The sequence below is a fragment of the Niabella drilacis genome, assembly GCF_900101395.1.
In the GTDB taxonomy this organism is placed as follows: Bacteria; Bacteroidota; Bacteroidia; order Chitinophagales; family Chitinophagaceae; genus Niabella; species Niabella drilacis.
Genome location: NZ_FMZO01000004.1, coordinates 42,349 through 59,064 on the forward strand (window position 1 = coordinate 42,349; position 16,716 = coordinate 59,064).

Genomic DNA, 16,716 nt, shown 5'->3' on the forward strand with positions numbered 1-16,716 from the left:
TTTACAAGAAAGCGGGAAAAAGTTGCCGATTTTTTATTTACTTGCATCATATGTCTACCACACTTTGTTTCGATTTTGGGAATACCAGGAAAAAAGTTGCTGTATTTCAGGAAAAAGAGATCGTCAAAACGCTTGTATTACAGGACGACACCACGGCAACCATCCGGTCCCTGGTTGAAGCTTACAAACCGGCAAAGTCGATCTTATCATCTGTTATCAGTCACAATGCCGAAATAGAGACGGTTTTAAAGGATACCACCCGCTTTCACTTATTAAATCACCTGTCGCGGCTGCCGATCACTACTCCCGTTGGCAAGCCCGAAACGATCGGATCCGACCGGCTGGCCATTGCTTCCGGCGGCGTGCATTTTTACCCCGGTAAAAACCTGCTTTTGATAGGTTTGGGTACCTGCATTACGCTCAATTTTGTAAATAAATACAGCGAGCTGGTGGGCGGATCCATTTCCCCGGGACTGGAAATGCGCCTTAAATCGATGCAATATTACACGGCCAAATTGCCCCTTATTGCACCCAAATCGGACGTGCCCCTGTTGGGTTATGATACGGAAACCAATATTCTTTCCGGGGTGATCCTGGGAATGGCCTATGAGCTGGATGGTTTTATTGCTGCTTACGAGGAGAAATTCGACAACTTTAACGTGGTATTAACCGGCGGAGATATGCAACATTTGGCATCACACCTGAAAAGCAGGATATTTGCCGACCCTGAATTAATATTTAAAGGCCTATATGCTATTAGTGAAGTTAACAACGCTTAGAAAATTAGACGCGTCTGTGATGAAACGTATTGCCGCTGCAATATGTTTAACCGGTGCCTGTTTCATTACAAATGCCCAGGATAATTCGCCTTATTCAAGATATGGCCTGGGAGATGAGATCTCTTCTTCCAGCGCTACCAGCAGGGGAATGGGCGGTGTTTCCGCAGCATATAACAGCTATTCGTCTGTTAACTATGCCAACCCCGCTTCTTATTCTTTCTTTTTATCTATTCCCGAGCCCGGCACCCGCAAACAGCTTCAGGGGCGCGCCATCCTGGATATCGGGATCGAAGGGACCGGACACACTTTGATCGATCAGAGCAAACAGTCGCGTTTTACCTCCAGCAACCTTATTTTTAACAGGATCTCCTTAGGTGTTCCGCTGCGGCGCAACTGGGGAATGGCTTTTGGACTGAGACCGCTGAACCGGATCAGCTATAAGATGCAGCAGAGTGGCCGTCTTAAGGATGAAAATACCGGAGTGGATATCGATTCTGCCATTACGGTGTTTGAGGGATCCGGGGGGGCATACCTTGCATCCCTGGGAACCGGGGTGAAATTTGCCCTGGCTAAAAGCCATTACCTTAGCCTGGGTGTTAACGGCGGCTACCTGTTTGGTTCTAAAGATTATGCCCGGCACCGGAGCTTTTTTAATGATACCACCCTTTACCGCACCGGAACCTGGGATACCAAAACGTCTATGGGAGGGCTGTATGCAGATGCAGGCCTGCAATACCAGGGAAAGATGAGCGATAAGCTTTACCTGGGCATTGGTGTATTTGGTAACTGGCAGCAAAAGATCAATACACATACGACATTAACCTCAAGCTCTATCGACAATTCGACAGGAGTTCCGGATACTGCCTATACCAGTGGCGAGCAGACCGGCAATATCATTTATCCCACTAATCTTACGGCCGGCTTTATCCTGCAGAAGGCGCAGTCGCAAACAGAGGCCGGCTGGCTTTTTGGAGCGGATTTTACCACTACGAACTGGCAAAACTACCGGGAAAATAACCTGCCTGATACGGCTGTGGCCAGTAACTGGAAATTGAAAGTAGGCGCAGAGTTCAGTCCTGTAAATAAAAAAAATTACCTCAGCCAGATGTACTACCGGGTGGGCTTTTTTACCGGGCCGGATTATATTAAACTCCGTGGAAAGCAACTGCCTCTTTACGGGATTACTGCCGGTGTTGGATTACCCCTGGCTAATTATAACCAGCAGGCAAGAGGCCAGGCAACCATCATCAATCTTGGACTGGAATACATGAAACGGGGCAACAATGACAGCCCCCTGCAGGAAAATATGTACCGGATAACGGTAGGGTTTTCTTTAACTGATATGTGGTTTGGCAAGCGCAGAAACGGAGACCGCTAACAGTGGGGCCTGTGTTCCGCGGATATACTCATAATCCGCATTGCCAGGCTTTTCAGCGCAACCCGTTAAAGGTACAGGAGCCGCAATATATTGTATACCGCTAACAGCGACCAGGATGTTATCTGCTCATTTACATTACTTTTGCAATAAACCGATTTTTTGAAGTTGCGTACACGATATGTTTTATTTGCCGCAGTACTGCTGCTGGCGGCCTGTGAAAATACAGAGGAAGAGATCAACGCACTTAATAAAAGGGTTTCGATGTCGGACCAGGCGATCAAAGTGGAAAGCTATTTATCGCAGGGCGGCAAGGTAAAGGCAAAGCTGACAGCCCCCGTAATGCTCCGGGTACAGGCCGATACGGTTTATACAGAGTTTCCCAAAACATTACATGTGGACTTTTATAACGATAGTGCCCGGGTAGAGAGCCGGCTGGACAGTAAGTATGGTAAGTACATGGAGTCCGTTAACATGATCTATCTCCGGGACAGTGTGCGGGTTACCACAGTAAAAGGCGACACACTTTATTGCCAGGACCTTTGGTGGGATCAGAATAAACAGATCTTTTACACGCATAAGCCTGCACGATTTGTATCTTCTACGGGTGAGCCCCTGCAGGGAGATGGAGGGTTAATTGCCACCCAGGATTTGAAAGAAAAGACGTTCATCAATTCACACGGACAGTTTTCTCCCGGCGAGACGGGCCTGCCAGGTAAGGCAGGAGCTGTAGCCCCGGCTGCAGCAGGCACTGCTGCTCCGGCAGATACTACAGGCCGTGCTCCGGCGCCGGCTGCCCCGCCACCCGCTAAATAACCGGTAGCCGCGGAAACATTTTAAGGCCCCTTATTTTAAAAAAGATCATGGACGCCAGGCAAATCAAAGAGCCGCCGGGGCCGGAAAAGGACCGGCAGGAACTCCGTCATTCAACCTCTGCTTTATCTTCTGCTTTTTCTGCATTCTCAATGATATCGCCTTCTTTGAATAATATATTCTTTACAACAAGGCGCCAGTCCTTTTTCTTGCGCAGTAAGAACTCCAGGTCCATAGCAAAATGGATGAACTCCTCCTGCTGGGCATGCTTCATGATCTTTTTAGCATCGCGGTCCTTCTCAACATAGATCCGCTGTTCATACCAGCCGATGGCTTCTTCCGGGCTTCTTTTTAATAGTATCGATATATGCCTGAAATGACATCCGATGGTCTTTCATTGGTGAATAAGGATATATAGTGCAAAACTAAAAGGAAATACCGCATGCATCTAGCCTTCAACGACTATCAAGGAGGATTTGCGCAGCGGAAGCCGGCCGATCTGTAAAAAGGCTCATCTTCCTGTTATTTGTTTCAAACAGCTCCTTTACAATCTACTAATTTTGTGATTAAACGGGTTTTATCGGGTAAGATTCCATAAATCCGAAAACGTGAAAACAGCCGCAAAGATGTGTTACTTTTACAGAAATAATTCCGGTTGGGCCAACGGACGGGAGCACGGGGTTAGCATTTTACAAAAATGAAATTAAAGGTTATCATAACAGGGGCCACCGGTATGGTAGGCGAGGGGGTACTGCAGGAATGTATAAAGAACGCGGCGGTAGAAAAGATCCTGCTCATCAACCGGAAGGCAACCGGGTATTCCCATCCGAAGATCGAAGAGCTCCTGCACAGCGATTTCAATGATATCAGCCCGATCGCCGACCGGGTGCAAGGGTATGATGCCTGTTATTTTTGCCTGGGCGTTTCATCAGTAGGTATGAAGGAACCGGATTATTATGCGGTCACCTATACCCTCACCCTCAATTTTGCAAAGGTTCTGGCCGGACAAAATCCGCTGATGACTTTTTGCTATGTGTCTGGTGCAGGTACCGACAGCACGGAACAGGGCCGGTTGATGTGGGCGAGGGTTAAAGGGAAAACCGAAAACGACCTGTTGAAGCTGCCTTTCAAGGCAGTGTATAACTTCCGGCCCGCGGTTATGAAGCCCACAAAAGGGGCACGGAATGTAAAAGGCATTTACAGGGTCATCCTCCTGCTGTTTCCATTATTCAGGGTCTTTAACCGCACCTATTTTTTAACCCTGGAAGAAGTAGGCAAGGCCATGATCAGCATTGTTATTCATGGCAACCCCACCCCTGCTGTAGAGGTAAAAGATATTGCCCGGCTTTCTGAATTGAACTGTTAATGCATTCCCTGTCTTCCCGGGCCAATGCTTTTGGGATCCCCTGTCCGGGCAGTTAAAATCGGTTGCATCTGCAAGTATTCCGGCTTTGGCAATGACCCCCGCCCGGGGTCCACAATACGGGTTCCCGTAAAGATACCGGCCCCTTCTTTATCATCTTTGTAACATGTGTTATAAGGACTACATTGACCAGGTATTACAGGAATACAACCGGAAAAAGACTTCCGGCGAACTACAGCCGAACCTGAATGGCCCTTCCCCCGCCCAGCTGAGAGATGAATGTCTGATCGTATGTACGGAAAGATGGGAACGGAAAGATGAGCAAACCCTGCGGATGTTTTATGGAAAGACGGTTGATCAAAAAACATACCGGCATATTATTGAGAACTTCGACATCAATAAGTACAAGCAGCTGATTAAGGTACTAAATAACTCAATGATTGATACCAAACAAAAAAATATTGAACTCCTGGCCTGGCTGATCGGTTTTGAGCCCCGGCCTTTTGATCAATGGAAGAAAAACGGCCCTCACGCTCCGGTTGGTGAGGGCAGAGAGGATCCCAAAGATCCGGGTGAAACAGTAGCTGCAAACCCGGTGTTGCCGGAAAATACCGGCAGGCAGGAACCGGAAGGGGAAGGACAGGGAGTAACCATCGCAGGCCCTGTAGTTGAGACGGATAAGCCGAATAGATTTTTAAGGATACTGCAGGCCCTCACTACAACAAAGTTCCATTTTAACGCCATAACCATACCGATAGCTACCGTGGTACTGGCATCAGCCAGCCTACCTGTTTATAAATATGTGAAAGAGTATTTCCCAAATGAGGGAGAATGTATGTACTGGACCGGTGATCACTACCAATCCATTTCCTGTGATCAAAAAGTATATGGATCGTTGGTTATTCCGCTGGATACGGAGAAGCTGGTTCATTTTAAAAAAATAACCCGGCCGGATACCATTACCGAAGCCGATATTAACCGGATCTCTTATATACGGCTCAATGGCAATATTGAGTATTATACAAGAAAGGGAGATCATCCTGTTCATACAGAGCGAACGCTTAAGCCACTAACGGAGCATATGTACCAGGCACATATTCTCCCGCTGAAACAGTAGCCGGCTTTCCGGGAAAAAAAGCTTTGCCTTCTTTAACAGTGCTTTGTGCAGCACTCCGGTCCGTTCCTGCCTTGGGTTGTATCCTTAACTTATGGTGTATCAGTATTTAACCCTTTTATTACTGTTTTTAGCCGGCTGCAATGGCTCGGCAGATCTGCGATACAAAGCCGTACCATCCGCTGCTGCGGCAACTTATAAGGTAATCAGCGTAAAAGACGGTGATACTTTTGTATTGCTGATGAATAACAGGGAACAGGTGGTGCGGTTGGCGCATATCGACTGCCCGGAAAAGAAACAGCCCTTTGGGAACCAGGCCCAACAATTTGTTTCGGACCGGTGTTGGGGGAAGCGTGTCAGCCTCGTGCATCATTACCAATACGACCGGAACAGACGCCTGATTGCGGAGGTGATTTTGGAAGATGGATGTAATCTTAATAAAGAGCTGGTACAAAATGGCCTGGCCTGGCACTTTAAAAGATACTCCAATGATGAGGAATATGCGGCGCTGGAAGCAATAGCCCGGCAACAGCGCAAAGGGCTTTGGGCGGATGAACACCCCGGGGCACCCTGGAACTGGCGTCGCCGGTAAAGACGGCTGTTGAAGCAGTATCCAACCTGCCAGGTGGTCTAACCAGAATTTATCTGCTGCTACTGCTCCGCATTGTTTTTCTTTTTTAAAAATCCTGCTGTTTACGGTTTCCCATAATTTAAGAGGGTACGCTCACGCTACCTTAGCAGCCGTATAAACACGCAGTAGTACAGACGCGTCTTTATAGGGTTACTTTTTACTCATAAAACAACTGTTCTGAAATGGAGAACGATTTAAAATTGAAGCTGGAGCAGCTACATCAGAGAGTGGATGCATTAAAAGACCAGATCAATACCGAAGAAGCAACAAAAAATGCTTTTGTGATGCCCTTTATCCAGGCCATCGGTTACGACATTTTTAATCCAACCGAAGTGATCCCGGAATACATTTGCGACATAGGAACAAAGAAAGGAGAAAAGATTGACTATGTGATCAAGAAAGACGGGGAGCCGGTGCTGATCATCGAGTGTAAGCACTGGAAGGAAAATGCAGATGCGCATAACTCCCAGCTGCACCGGTACTACCATGTTTCCAAATCCCGCTTTGGGGTGTTGACGAATGGGCTGGTCTATAATTTTTATGCAGACCTGGAGCGTCCGAACATTATGGATGACAAGCCCTTTTTTACCCTGGAGCTTGCCAACCTGAAGGATGCCAGTATAAAGATCCTTGAAAAGTTCACCAAGCAGGGCTATAATCTCACCGGTATCCTGGATTCGGCGGAGGATCTTAAATATATCAAGGCCATCCGCAACGAATTTGAGAAGGAGCTTAAAGACCCGTCTGATGAATTAGTGAAGTTGCTGGTAGGCCGCTTTTTTGAAAAATCGTTAACCGCAGCCCGGCTCACCAGTTTCAAGGAATATACCCGGAGGGCCCTGTCTAATTCGATCAATGAGTCCATCAATCTCCGGTTGAAGAGTGCATTAAATATCAATGAAAAAAATCCCTCAAAATCGGACCAACCGGAGGTAACGCCGGTTGATAACAATACAGAGGGCCCTAAATATATTACTACTGCAGAAGAAGTGGAAGGATCACAGATCATTAAAGCCATTTTAAGGGAAGTGATTCCTGCCGGCAGGATCGCATTCAGGGATACCCAGTCTTATTTTGGTATTTTACTGGACGACAATAACCGGAAGCCGCTGGCGCGGCTGCATTTTAACTTTTCTAAAAAATACCTGGAGCTTTTTCATAACGGGAAAGATAACGGGGAGAAAAAGCTGCTGGATTCGCTGGATGATATTTATCAATACCGGAAAGCGCTTTTGGATACGGTAGATAATTATCAGAAAAACGGTGAGAAGGAACAACTAAATACTGCTTCATGAGTCGGATAATTCTATTCATACTATTATCTCTAATTACACAGAGTTCCTGCGCTCAAAAAGCAGTAAAGCATATTGTAAAAACCCCGGATGGAACCATTGTACATCTATATGATGATTACACCTGGGCATATTCCCGTTCGTCCACATCTTCAGGCCTAAATAAGAACCGTACGGGTTCTACCGGTTTATATTCTTCTAATGCTGATATGGGTAGCAGCAGGAAAAGCAGTTCTTCTAAAAAGGGCACTACCAGGAAGACCGGTTCGGGCAGAACTTACCAGCGAGGCCCCAGGGGTGGATGTTATTATTATACTGCCGGTGGCAGCAAAGTGTATGTGGACAGGAGTTTGTGTAATTGAGTAAATGTGCGCAGGTGCTTTATTTCTCCAACTATATTAAGCCTGTAGGAAAGAAGATAAGATTCCTGTTCATCATTATCGGGCGGTTTTTCAGGATCGTTTTCAGGCGGCGAAAAGATATTGAGCTTTTACAACTTTTTTATGCAGAAAAGTACCTGTTTGACAACAGCTACCTGGTTATCCGTTACCGGTTCAGGAATGCGCTTTGGTACAACTTTAAAAATATTAAGAGAACAACGGAAAAAGAGATCCTGATTCTGAACCTGAAGAATGTGCCTGCAATACCGGTTGAACTGGTGGTACAGGGCTTTTTTAGGAAGAGAAAAATTCTTATTTCTGCAATTGCTGAGAAAACGATAGGAAGCAAATCGTTTAGCATAGAATTGAGAGAATTGAATATTACAGAAAAAGGTATTAAGGCGCAACTATCCAACTATTCAAAATTAACGGTTACGATTTCAGACATTAAATTGAAACATTCCCGGGTAAAACTCAATCATCCGAACGTACAATTCAATCATTCCTCATTTAGCCAAACTGATTTTATATGAAAGTAAGAGACTATTATGTAACCCCACGCTCAAATGGGGTAATGCGGTTTTTATGGAAAGCCGCGGGCGGTGACCGATACCTGTTAGAACGGGCAACCTATAGCGACCAGGTAAAATATATGTGCCTGGGGGGCATTGTATTTGCAACCGGGGCAATGGCCGGCCTTGCAGGTGGGTACGCCTTTTACACCATTTTTTCTCCACGAGGTTCGGCATTGGATGATATGCATAGCTACCTTATAACCATCCTCTCTATCTTTTTTGGAATAGTTTGGGGATTAATCATTTTCAATATTGACCGGTTTATAGTAACCAGTACAGGTAAGGGTGATGGTACAGAAGCCATAACATGGGGTGAATTTAAAGGAGCCATCCCCCGCATCCTGATGGGAGCGATCATTGCATTAACGATTTCAAAACCTATTGAAATTAGGATGTTCAAAACCGAGATAGACGCAAAGCTTTATGAGAAACAATTAGAACTACAAAAAGAATATGAAAAACGAACAACTGCAAATTTCGAAGAAAGATTGAAAATTGTTGAGGATGATTTGGGTGAACTTGGCAAACAAAGACAGGATTTAATTGAACGTATAAAATCTGCAGAACATAATATGCAGGACAATTTAATGGGAAAGGTTGAAGGGATTCCTCCAGGTAATGGAAACCTGACAAAAGCAATACAATCTCAAATAGATGCCCTAAAAGATGAACTTGGCAGATTTGACCAAATTAATGCCGATAAACTAAATGAAGCTCAAAATAAGCGGAAACAAATATTAGCAGAAAAAGAAGTCGCATTATCTAAAAATGTAAAAGTTGCGAACGGACTAGACGGCTTATTAGAAAGAATAAAATTAGCCCATGAAATAGCAGGCTGGGTCATTTCTCTTTTTATTACGCTGCTTTTTATGGCAATAGAATTAACGCCGGTTTTCTTTAAGCTGATGCTTATAAAAACGCCTTATGATTATTTAGCAGAAAACCGGGATGAGCTGATAAAAGCGGAAAATGGTATTGAGGTGCGGTATGATTACTATAAAGACAAAGTAGGGCAGGAGCGACATCTGATCATTAACCATGAAGCGGATAAAATGGTGTATGAAAAAATAAAACTGACCGATATACAAAAGGAGCTTACAGGATATGCAGTGGAACAGTATAAAAACAGGGAAAAGAGGCGAATAGATGAAAACCTGGATGATTATATAAAAAGCATTAACCCGGATGAACCAGGCAATTCATAAATTGAGATTATTTTTCTGCTTTTTTTCGGGGGAAGATGATTTTATCATAAGGAAATGTAATACCCGTATCCAGCTATTCTTTGCCTTGATTGGACTGCTTGTGCAAGTTGTGTTTGTATTATGCTGGTTAAGCGCGGCTCTTTTTGTATCGCATATTTTTGACAATGCCCGGTGGGTAAGCATTCCGGTGGGCATTATATGGGCATGTTTAGTTACCCTTCTTTACCTGTTGTTATTATATACCATTTCACCGGCGTTGTTGCCGGTGGCGCAAAAGAAAACAACCATTTATAACGGGAAAAAGAAGACGGTTATTATAGAAGAAAAGAAAAACGGGAAAAAAGCATTGCTGGGATTTTCCTTTTTGTTCCGGGTTGGGTTAATCATTTTTTTAGCCGTGGTGGTGGCACAGCCCATTAATGTGTGGGTGTTCGCCCATAATTACGAAGAAGGCGACCGGTTTGCGGAAACGCTAAAAGCCATTCTTAACAGCCATCCGCTATCATGGGTGCTCACCGTTTTTATTTGCAGTATTATGTTGCTTCCTGTTTATCTTAAGTACGCTGTTAGGAAAATTTCAGAGAAAAGTTTTAAAGAAGATTTTGAAAGTAAGGATACAGAAAAGGGCCTGCGGCATTTGAGGGAACAGTTGGGCAATATTACGGACTTTGAGCATTTATCAAAACAGATCCTTTCTGTTAACATCAATTCCATCCGGACCGCTGATTTTTATTTTCAAAAATCGCTGATTGAGCACCGGATCATTCTTGAAGAATATGAACAATTTAAAAAAGACTATACGATTCGGCTGGTTGAAAGGAACCGGCACTATAATCGAACCTGTTGGGAAAATTTAATGCCCTACCTCAACAGACTGGAGAACGTAAATCCGGAAGAATACCGGTTGCTGTATGCTCAATTAGAAAATGATTTGCAGGAATGTGCCTTTGAAAAATATGAATACTGGGCCGATCATCCGTTTCGGACAAAATATAAGATGGCGGCAAGGAAGCTGACTGCTGAAGCTGAGCTGTTGCAGACTTTTTATCAGGAAAAATAAGCAATGATGGAAGAGCAACTATTTCTTGATGAAGAGGGCCGGAAATACAGGCTGGTAAACAAAACAAAAGAAGTGCCCAGGAACACGTACCTGTTGGGTACACTGTACGGAAAGTATTGGGGCGAAATGGATGGCAGGAAAGAATCAGAATATAAACAGGTTCAATTTTATGATTTCCATATTTACGAAGCAGAAGTACACAATGCTGAGATCAGCAGGATGCCATTTGCCTTTACACCCGATGCTCAATTTCCAAGAGAAAGATTACCAAAACTGCTGCCCGTTATTTCAAAAAAGGATGGGAATGAATATGAACTGAATATCCATGAACCCCAAATAGCCAATGTTCAATTTATAGCGGCGTTGCACCAAACGGAGGGCAAAGAAGTTTTTGGAACAATTGTAGCTCAGATAACCGGTTATTTGCTTGACTTTTGCACAGAAGATTGCCAGGAAAGGGAATATTTACAGGATGCGGAAAATGCAACTGCCCAACCCTCAAAAAATACTACGACACTTGCAAAAACAGCTACGCCAACAGGCAATGTTGAGTTTAAAAAAGACTATCAAAGAGCAGAATATTATTATTCCGATTATAAAACAAAATACTGGAGTGATTGGAGATACAAAAGATCAGGAACAACGCCAGTTGGTGAAGGCTGCCTTTCTTCCATGGTGAGTATTTTAAGCGGAGTTATTGGCGTCGTATTTCTGATTTTATTGCTGCCAAAGATTGCCATCATGCTGCCGTTTCTGCTATTACCAGTTATTTTCCATCTGCTCCCTGAGCCATTTTGGAGATGGATCTTCCGACTGATTGCTCTAATACTACTGGCCGGCATGGTTATTTCAATCGTTAATAAAAGTCAACGTTTCGTGCGCAGTTCTATTCCCAGGCCCATTGTTCGGGATGAACCAAAGGAGAGAAAGCCACAATACTACCCGGTAACGGATACCGTTAACCAAAAACCGGTAACGGATACATTGATTACACATTACCGGAGCTGGAAGGATTATAAGGGTAACGAATATGCGGGGAAATTCTGGGTCAAAAAGTCTGCTTTCATAAATGCTTCTTCATTTAAAAACAACTTAAAGAACATTGGTAATACAGAAGATAGCTACAGGGAAATGGTGTATCATTTAAAGGAGAACGATAAAAATAATTTACCCGGCGTTTATCAATTGTTTGACAGCATTAAAGCGGCAAAGTGTTTGCCTGCGGATCAGTTTGCTGAACTCATTGTTTCTTTTGTTCAGGACATCCCCTATACCGTTGTATTGCCGGATGCCTGCGATGGCTCTTTGTACGCGGATCATTTTATCAAAAGTTATTTATCCGGTAATAATGCCCGGTGCGATGGATACGAACGGTTTGGTATTAATACACCGGTAGAATTTATGGCTACGTTAAATGGCGATTGCGATACACGGACTTTATTGCTCTATACCATGCTTTCGCATTATGGCTATGACGTAGCAATAATCAACAGCAATTATTACAATCATTCGCTGATCGGCATAAACCTGCCGTACAGCGGCATTGCATATACCTACAATAGCCGGCGGTATGTATTGTGGGAAACAACAGCACCAGGTATAGAGCCGGGAATAATCCCCAACAAAATAACCAACTTAAATTATTGGAGCATAGCACTTAAATCAGAATAATATGGAAACAGTAAAAACAATCACCCTGAGCACGGCAATAGTAGTGGCCTTTGCAATTGTTTTAATGATCATACAATTAATTTTACGCAAGGCAAAAAGCAAAATTGATGAAGATGGAAAAATACAACGGTCCTTCTGCATCTGGTTTGTAACCTTGCTCTTATCCGGCACGTTCATAATTGCAAAGATGGTTGCTGTATTTTCCGAAGCGGTGGACAATATCTACAAAATAAATCCATCCGGGGCTGTACTTGAAAGTTTTAAAACAGGGGCATTATTTACGGGATTAAGCATTGTATGGCTGCTGCTTTGGTACTTTATTGCAAATATACTATCCGTATTAAATACAGGAAAAAGGAATGAAGCAAATGAGGTTGCGGCCGATAACTATGTGTTCTTTCTTATAAGAGGAATGGTATTAATAGGGCTCTCAATTTGCCTTTTGCCGGTTTTCGAAATTATTCTGAGGGCATTTCTTCCGGGAGTTCAGGTTCTGTTTTATCACTAACAATTGCAAGCCGGCTTGACGTGTTGATACTCCGGCATATTTTTGGAAATGAGTGTCGTGAAATTTTAAGGTGAATTAAACTGGTAAAAGTTTGACCTGGGGGTGTTACCAGGCAAAAAACGCCCATATGCCCTGGTTTAGGGGCATTATCTTCATTTGAAAATGTTGAGCGGACGTTTATGTTGTAAAACCTTCGAATTCGCCTGACAGGTATATGGCACGGGCGCTGGATGTATTGGATGTATCCTTACGCGGCCGTTACATTTACCGCCACCATTCCCTTAGGTCCCTTTTGGAGTTCAAAAGCTACTTTTAGTTGTTCTTTTAGTTGTACCGACGCGGAGTTGATGTGTACAAAAACACTTTCTCCGGAAACACTGTCCTTGATGAACCCGTAGCCTTTATTGCTGTCATAAAACGTGATCACACCGGTTCGGGTGGGGTCACCAGCATTCAGTTCCCGGGTGTTGGCTACTACCGGGGGTATGTAATCGGAAGCGGTGGACCGGCGATCGGGCGGTGTTTCCGAAAGGTTGCCGTATTCGTCCACGTAAGCCAGCATATCATCCAGGCTTTTAACTTTGCCGGAGTTTTCCTTCCGCTCCTGTTTTTTTTCTTCCTTTTGCTTTTTTGCGTTTCTTTTTCTTTGTTCTCGTTCCCGTTTGTTCCAGGTTTCTCCCATTCGATTGTTTTAAATTGAATAAAATTGTTTTAATGTGGTGCTGATGCACTATTTTCTTGCAGCGCTAAGGCGGGTAAAACCAGACCCGCTGAATAAACGGGATAGGTTTACATCTCCGGTACGTTCCCACTGTTGCAGGTTTTTGGAGCTGACCACCCGCCAGAAGTTCTTTGCCTTTAGTTCCTCGTAATCGCGTGAGCTGATAAAAATGCCGGTTACAGTAGAACGGTCCTTGAAGTGGATATTAACCGCCCCGGTATTTTTAGTAGTAGAGGCCAGGAATTTTTCTATTGCATGTACATCCATGATTGCTTCTTTTTAATATCATTTAATACGTAACCGGCACCTCGTCTACCATCTGCTGGAGTAACTGCTTTTTTCTTCTTTGGGCCGGGCTTCCATTACCTTAATGGGACGGCCTTCCTGCATGGTACCATTGAGGTCTTTAATAGCTTTGATAGCGGCAGCCTCATCCGGCATTTCAACAAAACCAAACCCCCGGCTTTGCTTAGTAAATTTATCGGTGATCACGCGTGCAGAATCAACGGACCCGTAGGCCGCAAATAATTCTGTAAGATCTTCCGTGCTGAAGCTGTACCCAAGATTGGACACAAAAATGTTCATTGTTTTAATTTTAAAAGTGTAATGAATGATTCGAGATAAGGCAAATATATAAAGCGGAAAAGCTGAAAAAGCAAGTGCTTACAATAGAGCAGTGACTCAAATTAACGGTGCGAAGGTACGTATAATAGCCCATATAGCCGGTTTTGTTTTCTATAGACCCCCCAATGCCATTAGTAACAGTGTGTTAGGAGGATGCGCTGCCCTGTTGCCGTAACAACAGGTGCGCAAAAGGTTCCTGGCCGATGCAGCACTTACCTGGAAATAATTTACGGAAATATGAAATAAAAAAATTATCTTCACTGGAAGCGGGGACGTCCATCTGTTTCCCTTTTAGGATGTTTTCTGTTCTTCGTATTTACGCATCAATATATACAAAATGACAGGGCTTTGCCCGGGAGGCCTGCTGGTGAAAGGATGGGCACTTTATGGTACCTGGTGTTAAGAACGCATGTCGCGGGGGAGCAGTAGGCTGCATTTAACAAAGAATGGCAGGGATGTATACATTGTTCCGGCCGGGAGGATGGTTCCCTGTAGTGTTTCATGAATGTTGCATTTCCCTGGTTAAAAAAGTATGCCGTATAAAGGGGTAACCCACTTTTGGGGAGAATATTCAATGAACTGCATATTGACGTTATTTGAGGCCTGCCTGTGATCATTAACAAACGTTTAAAAAGAGATGACCATGCATTTTCAAAAACAGGACCTGGTGCACAAACATTATAGCTGGACAAATGGTGAGCATGTTTTTAAAGGGCAGCCCAGCAGACGGAGCTTTGACAGGAACAACGGAGACCAGGTACTGTTCCTGATCAATTTTTATGCTTCCCTTAGTGACCGGTTTACTTTGCGGGAAGGAAAGCTCATAGAGCAAAAAATTCATTCGGATGTGCCGGAAGATGCCAAGAGCGAGCTCTCCGTTTTTAACTGGCTGAGGTGGCATCTTTTTATTTCGGAGTAAAGGGAAGGTCTCATCCTTGCATGTAGAGCATTCCGGGGCCTGTTTAAAATCAGAGCGATCAGGCGCTACCGGGGTCAGGCCCGGTAGCAAACGGCATTGATGTTCATGCCGGCGCCCACGGATGCAAACAAAATAATATCTCCATCGGAAATAGCATGCCCTGCGATCTTATTGCTCCGTATCAGGTGATACAAGGTGGGGATAGTAGCTACTGAGCTATTGCCCAGCCACTGGATGCTCATAGGCATGATGTCGGCCGGAGGCGTAGCTGCATACAGGTTATAAAGCCGTTTCACTATTTCCTCGTCCATTTTTTCATTGGCCTGGTGGATGAGGATCTTATGTACTTCGCTGATATGAACCCCGCTTTTATCAAGGCACTCCTTCATAGCAAGCGGTACGTGCTTTAGTGCGTATTCGTATACCTTCCGTCCTTTCATTTTTATAAACAGGGTGTCGCTGCCGTTTTGTTTATAACTCCTGCCCATGTTGATATAGTCGGCTTCTTCAGTACTATGGCTCTGTGCACTGCAGCCCAATATGCCGGCGGCACCATTCGTTGCAGGCTTATATTCCAGTACAATAGCACCAGCCCCATCTGAGAAGATCATGCTGTCCCGGTCGGAGGCATCAATAACGCGGGATAGTGTTTCGGTGCCGATCAGCAGCACTTTGCGGGCCATGCCGGCGGTAAACCAGGCGTGCGACTGGATGACGGTATGCAGCCATCCCGGGCAGCCTACGAGCACATCATAGGCAATACATTCCGGCCGGCTGATGCCGAGTATATGCTTTACATTATTGGCAAGTGCCGGTACATTCTGCGACTGTACGGTACCATGGGTAACATCTCCGAAATTATGCGCCACCACGATCTGGTCCAGTGTTTCCGGATCGATGCTGCTGTCTGTTAATGCCTGCCATCCGGCTGCTGCAGCCATATCGGAAGCGTTGATATGTGCTGGTGCATAGCGCCGCTCGTTAATGCCGGTGATGGATCTGAATTTATCAATGACCACACTGGCATCAGCCGTAATAGGCGCGCCGGTTGCATCATAAAAAGTACTGCTTTTGAATGCATCATTTTTGCAGATCTCATTAGGAATATATGCACCGGACCCTGTAATGATTGAAGCAAATTTCATTTGTCGTTGTTTTAAGTAAAGCGATGTACGCGTCAGGGTTACTATACGGTTGCCTTACTAAAGCAGTAGAACAATCAGTGGAGTAATTAACAGTTGCTGAATGTACTATTTTTTTTGACAGGGCCGCTGTTAAATATTGTCATCGTACAGTAGAAAGAACGTTCCTGCTGTTATGCCTGTGCCTGTTTGAGGCTGGTGATGATGTAAAAGGTTATCTCCCCTCTTTGCTCCTTATGCCAGTGCCACTCGTCCAGGTTTACCACAGCGCCGTTGCCGGTATACTTACCCAGCAAGGCAATGGCATCTCCTGTAAAACAGATATTGGGAGCAACCATCTCTACATTTTTAAGCAGGACCGTTAAGGTGGGTTGATGCGGAAGCGATGTGTTGGACATTTCTGTTTAATTTAAAAGTGTGAACCGGATTGAAGACAACCCGCGATGGACTGCAAATTTTCAAAACAACCTTCAAAACGAACGGGTTAGCGATATACAATCGTATAACAACGGTTCAGGCAAATAGTTTAACGGTTTTATTTTAT

At 44.4% G+C, this 16,716-nt stretch carries 19 protein-coding genes; 13 read left to right on the plus strand and 6 right to left on the minus strand.

Annotated features, from left to right (window positions below; all coding sequences use genetic code 11):
* Nucleotides 1–50: 50 nt before the first annotated feature.
* The 3 genes from BLS44_RS08625 to lptC all read left to right on the plus strand — a co-directional run bounded on the left by BLS44_RS08625 (nucleotide 51) and on the right by lptC (nucleotide 2,970).
* A complete protein-coding gene (locus tag BLS44_RS08625) occupies nucleotides 51–779 on the plus strand; it encodes a type III pantothenate kinase (protein ID WP_090389676.1) in 729 nt (242 codons plus the stop codon).
* A 19-nt stretch (nucleotides 780–798) separates the two neighbouring features.
* Entirely contained in the window at nucleotides 799–2,157 is a 1,359-nt protein-coding gene (locus BLS44_RS08630) for a hypothetical protein (RefSeq protein WP_245729151.1), read from the plus strand.
* A gap of 159 nt (nucleotides 2,158–2,316) precedes the next feature.
* On the plus strand, nucleotides 2,317–2,970 hold the full coding sequence (gene lptC, locus BLS44_RS08635; protein ID WP_245729152.1) for an LPS export ABC transporter periplasmic protein LptC: 654 nt from the start codon (nucleotides 2,317–2,319) through the stop codon (nucleotides 2,968–2,970).
* Between the two features lie 106 nt (nucleotides 2,971–3,076).
* On the opposite strand, the gene BLS44_RS27130 is transcribed toward lptC, so the two are convergent.
* Nucleotides 3,077–3,355 (minus strand): ferritin family protein, encoded by a 279-nt coding sequence (locus BLS44_RS27130; RefSeq protein WP_394332467.1) that lies wholly within the window; start codon nucleotides 3,353–3,355, stop codon nucleotides 3,077–3,079.
* 309 nt (nucleotides 3,356–3,664) lie between these two features.
* Between BLS44_RS27130 and BLS44_RS08645 the strand changes: the two genes are divergently transcribed.
* The 9 genes from BLS44_RS08645 to BLS44_RS08685 all read left to right on the plus strand — a co-directional run bounded on the left by BLS44_RS08645 (nucleotide 3,665) and on the right by BLS44_RS08685 (nucleotide 12,766).
* On the plus strand, nucleotides 3,665–4,333 hold the full coding sequence (locus BLS44_RS08645; RefSeq protein WP_090389679.1) for an NAD-dependent epimerase/dehydratase family protein: 669 nt from the start codon (nucleotides 3,665–3,667) through the stop codon (nucleotides 4,331–4,333).
* Between the two features lie 163 nt (nucleotides 4,334–4,496).
* Complete coding sequence (locus BLS44_RS08650) at nucleotides 4,497–5,447, plus strand: hypothetical protein (RefSeq protein WP_090389680.1); 951 nt, start codon at nucleotides 4,497–4,499, stop codon at nucleotides 5,445–5,447.
* 91 nt (nucleotides 5,448–5,538) lie between these two features.
* On the plus strand, nucleotides 5,539–6,036 hold the full coding sequence (locus BLS44_RS08655) for a thermonuclease family protein (protein ID WP_090389681.1): 498 nt from the start codon (nucleotides 5,539–5,541) through the stop codon (nucleotides 6,034–6,036).
* Nucleotides 6,037–6,257: 221 nt separating this feature from the next.
* Entirely contained in the window at nucleotides 6,258–7,370 is a 1,113-nt protein-coding gene (locus tag BLS44_RS08660; protein ID WP_090389682.1) for a type I restriction endonuclease, read from the plus strand.
* A gap of 373 nt (nucleotides 7,371–7,743) precedes the next feature.
* Nucleotides 7,744–8,280: a hypothetical protein gene (locus BLS44_RS08665; RefSeq protein WP_143019704.1), complete on the plus strand. Its 537-nt coding sequence runs from the start codon at nucleotides 7,744–7,746 to the stop codon at nucleotides 8,278–8,280.
* Nucleotides 8,277–9,527, plus strand: coding sequence for a DUF4407 domain-containing protein (locus BLS44_RS08670; protein WP_218127717.1), 1,251 nt, complete (start codon nucleotides 8,277–8,279; stop codon nucleotides 9,525–9,527). The genes BLS44_RS08665 and BLS44_RS08670 overlap by 4 nt, the downstream gene beginning before the upstream one ends.
* Nucleotides 9,508–10,587 carry a DUF4407 domain-containing protein gene (locus BLS44_RS08675; protein ID WP_090389684.1) on the plus strand — a complete coding sequence of 360 codons (1,080 nt, stop codon included), beginning with the start codon at nucleotides 9,508–9,510 and terminating at the stop codon, nucleotides 10,585–10,587. Before BLS44_RS08670 ends, BLS44_RS08675 begins: the two co-directional genes overlap by 20 nt.
* Nucleotides 10,588–10,593: 6 nt before the next feature.
* Nucleotides 10,594–12,258, plus strand: a complete 1,665-nt coding sequence (locus BLS44_RS08680; protein WP_143019705.1) for an ABC transporter permease — start codon at nucleotides 10,594–10,596, stop codon at nucleotides 12,256–12,258.
* A 1-nt stretch (nucleotide 12,259) separates the two neighbouring features.
* Nucleotides 12,260–12,766, plus strand: coding sequence for a hypothetical protein (locus BLS44_RS08685; protein WP_090389686.1), 507 nt, complete (start codon nucleotides 12,260–12,262; stop codon nucleotides 12,764–12,766).
* 247 nt (nucleotides 12,767–13,013) lie between these two features.
* Here the strand turns inward: BLS44_RS08685 and BLS44_RS08690 are convergent, their stop codons facing one another.
* Genes BLS44_RS08690 through BLS44_RS08700 form a run of 3 tightly spaced genes read right to left on the minus strand, consistent with a single transcriptional unit; the run spans nucleotide 13,014 to nucleotide 14,072 of the window.
* Nucleotides 13,014–13,448, minus strand: a complete 435-nt coding sequence (locus BLS44_RS08690; protein WP_090389687.1) for a cold-shock protein — start codon at nucleotides 13,446–13,448, stop codon at nucleotides 13,014–13,016.
* A gap of 48 nt (nucleotides 13,449–13,496) precedes the next feature.
* Entirely contained in the window at nucleotides 13,497–13,754 is a 258-nt protein-coding gene (locus BLS44_RS08695) for a short-chain dehydrogenase (RefSeq protein WP_090389688.1), read from the minus strand.
* A 45-nt stretch (nucleotides 13,755–13,799) separates the two neighbouring features.
* Complete coding sequence (locus tag BLS44_RS08700; RefSeq protein ID WP_090389689.1) at nucleotides 13,800–14,072, minus strand: RNA recognition motif domain-containing protein; 273 nt, start codon at nucleotides 14,070–14,072, stop codon at nucleotides 13,800–13,802.
* A 682-nt stretch (nucleotides 14,073–14,754) separates the two neighbouring features.
* Here BLS44_RS08700 and BLS44_RS08705 point away from each other — a divergent pair.
* Entirely contained in the window at nucleotides 14,755–15,030 is a 276-nt protein-coding gene (locus BLS44_RS08705; protein WP_090389989.1) for a hypothetical protein, read from the plus strand.
* Nucleotides 15,031–15,104: 74 nt separating this feature from the next.
* Here BLS44_RS08705 and BLS44_RS08710 read toward each other — a convergent pair whose 3' ends face one another.
* Both BLS44_RS08710 and BLS44_RS08715 read right to left on the minus strand, forming a co-directional pair.
* Nucleotides 15,105–16,175, minus strand: a complete 1,071-nt coding sequence (locus tag BLS44_RS08710; protein ID WP_090389690.1) for a 3-oxoacyl-ACP synthase III family protein — start codon at nucleotides 16,173–16,175, stop codon at nucleotides 15,105–15,107.
* A gap of 170 nt (nucleotides 16,176–16,345) precedes the next feature.
* Nucleotides 16,346–16,570: a hypothetical protein gene (locus BLS44_RS08715; protein WP_090389691.1), complete on the minus strand. Its 225-nt coding sequence runs from the start codon at nucleotides 16,568–16,570 to the stop codon at nucleotides 16,346–16,348.
* Nucleotides 16,571–16,716 lie beyond the last annotated feature (146 nt).